General features: G+C 67.4%; 3 protein-coding genes and 1 pseudogene. 2 read left to right on the top strand and 2 right to left on the bottom strand.

The window, feature by feature from the left end:
• Positions 1-146, bottom strand: a 146-nt coding sequence (locus LQV45_RS26560; RefSeq protein ID WP_230009712.1) for an SIMPL domain-containing protein, incomplete at its 3' end; no start/stop codon positions are given.
• 1 nt (position 147) lies between these two features.
• The gene (locus LQV45_RS26555) at positions 148-615 is read right to left on the bottom strand and encodes a hypothetical protein (protein WP_230009710.1); all 468 of its coding nucleotides are present in this window, start codon (positions 613-615) and stop codon (positions 148-150) included.
• A 109-nt stretch (positions 616-724) separates the two neighbouring features.
• Here LQV45_RS26555 and pheS point away from each other — a divergent pair, with 109 nt between their 5' ends.
• Both pheS and LQV45_RS26545 read left to right on the top strand, forming a co-directional pair.
• Complete coding sequence (pheS, locus tag LQV45_RS26550) at positions 725-1,786, top strand: phenylalanine--tRNA ligase subunit alpha (protein ID WP_028277258.1); 1,062 nt, start codon at positions 725-727, stop codon at positions 1,784-1,786.
• 2 nt (positions 1,787-1,788) lie between these two features.
• Positions 1,789-2,291, top strand: a pseudogene (locus LQV45_RS26545) (phenylalanine--tRNA ligase subunit beta); the annotation flags it as partial.

Genomic DNA, 2,291 nt, shown 5'->3' with positions numbered 1-2,291 from the left:
GCGGCGGATCGTGTTCCGGCCTCGCTGTAGGCCTCTGCCACGGTCTCGCGGCGGCATTCAACGCCGATCGACACGGTCAGCAGGTCCGGCACCGCCTCGGCGCTGCCGGTTCCTGCAACGGAGATGCTTCGGGGGTTGTCTGTCATGTCAGGCCTCGTAACGTTCGGGGGCGGTGCCCATTCTGCGGTGCGTGCGTGGTCTGGTTCCGGGCAGGCCGGGCCGGGGGTAGCCGCCCGCTTCCAGGCCGGCGTGCCGCTCGAAGATGTTGGCGCTGCCCGGGTTGCCCGTGCGCCAGAGGGACCAGCCGGCGGCCATGAAGTACAGCGGAAGGAAGGGCAGCCCGAGGCACCAGGCGTATTGGGTGCTGTGGCGCTCCTCGTGGCCCAGCAGCACTGGATTGGCGCGGGCGGATTCCGGTCCGGCCCGGAAGAGGATCACGTTGCCCACCGTGAAGGCCGCAGCAAACGGCAACCGCCAGCGGTAGCGGCCAGCGATCAGCAATCCGCGCGGACCGGAGCTGACGGTTGTCCGCGCACAGGCTGCCAGCAGCAGGCCCAGCAGGGTGGAGCCGTTGAGCAGGTTGGCGATCTGGCGAATCCGTTGTCCGGGCGTCATTAGGCCCTGGACTGGGGACAGTGACCACAAGCCTTGCCGAGAACCTGCGCCGCGCCCTGTTCCCGGCGCACGCTGTTGGCATGATCCGACTCGTAGCTAAGAACAGTAGATGACTGAAACTTTGCCGGACGCAGCCGTCCCGAATCCTCTGGATGAAGCCGCCATTACCGCCGCCGTAGACCAGGCCGTTGCCGCCATCGCCGCCGCCGCGACCCTCGATGAACTCAAGGCCGTGCGCCTCGCCCACACGGGCGAGAAGTCCGCCCTGAGCCTCGCCAACCGTGAGATCGGCGCGCTGCCCAAGGACCAGAAGGCCGCCGCCGGCAAGCTCATGGGCGCCTCGAGGGGACGGGTCAACAAGGCGCTCGCGGACCGCACGGTCGCGCTCGAGGCCGAGAACGACGCGCGGATCCTCGTCGAAGAGACCGTGGATGTCACGGCAGCGCCGCGCCGGCGCACGGCCGGTGCACGGCACCCGCTGTCCACGCTGCAGGACCGCGTGGCCGACATCTTTGTCGGCATGGGTTGGGAAATCGCCGAAGGGCCCGAGGTCGAGTCCGAATGGTTTAACTTCGATGCCCTGAACTTCAAGCCGGACCACCCCGCCCGCGACATGCAGGACACGTTCTTCGTCGAGCCGCCCGAGGCCCACCTGCTCATGCGCACGCACACCTCGCCGGTGCAGGTCCGCTCCATGCTGGAACGGGAACTGCCCATCTATGTGCTGTGCCCGGGCAAGGTGTTCCGCACGGACGAGCTCGACGCGACGCACACCCCCGTGTTCCACCAGTTCGAGGGCCTGGCCATCGACAAGAACCTGAGCATGGCAGACCTCCGCGGCACCCTGGAGCACTTCGCACGCCAGATGTTCGGCGCGGAAGCCCAGATCCGGCTGCGGCCCAACTACTTCCCGTTCACCGAGCCCTCCGCGGAGCTGGACATCTGGCACCCGGGCGCCAAGGGCGGCCCCAGCTGGATCGAGTGGGGCGGCTGCGGCATGGTCAACGCCAATGTCCTGCGCGCGGCCGGGATCGACCCGGACATCTATTCAGGCTTTGCCTTTGGCATGGGCATCGAACGCACCCTCATGTTCCGCAACGAGGTCGGCGACATGCGCGACATGATTGAAGGCGACGTACGTTTCAGCGAGCACTTCGGGATGGAGATCTAACAGTGCGTATCCCACTTTCCTGGCTGCGCGAATTCGCGCAGGTACCGGCCGAAGCGACGGCCGAAGACGTCATGGCGGAGCTCGTCAAGGTCGGGCTCGAAGAAGAAGCAGTCCACCGGCCCACGGACTCCGTCCAGGGTCCGATCGTGGTGGGCCAGGTGCTCAGCATCGTCAAGGAAGCCCAGTCCAACGGCAAGACCATCAACTGGTGCCAGGTCCGGGTTGTCCCCGAGGGCAGTGAGCAGACCCTGACCGGCGCCGGCATCGATCCCTCCGGCGTGCAGGGCATCATCTGCGGCGCCCACAACTTCGTGGAAGGCGACAAGGTGGTGGTCACCCTTCCGGGCGCCGTGCTGCCGGGCGACTTCCGGATCTCCGCGCGCAAGACCTACGGGCACCTCTCTGCCGGCATGCTCGCCTCCGTCCGCGAACTCGGCATCGGGGAGGACCACGACGGCATCCTGGTGCTGTCCCGGATCGGCCTCGACCCGGAACTGGGCACCGA

It is taken from the genome of Microbacterium sp. Bi128, assembly GCF_918698205.1.
The sequence above is the reverse complement of the archived record's forward strand: the minus strand, read 5'-3'. Positions and strand labels throughout refer to the sequence as shown.

Bases quoted from the DNA above. Each gene is read 5' to 3' on its own strand.
- LQV45_RS26555 (WP_230009710.1), bottom strand. From the start codon at position 615: ATGACGCCCGGACAACGGATTCGCCAGATCGCCAACCTGCTCAACGGC.
- pheS (WP_028277258.1), top strand. From the start codon at position 725: ATGACTGAAACTTTGCCGGACGCAGCCGTCCCGAATCCTCTGGATGAA.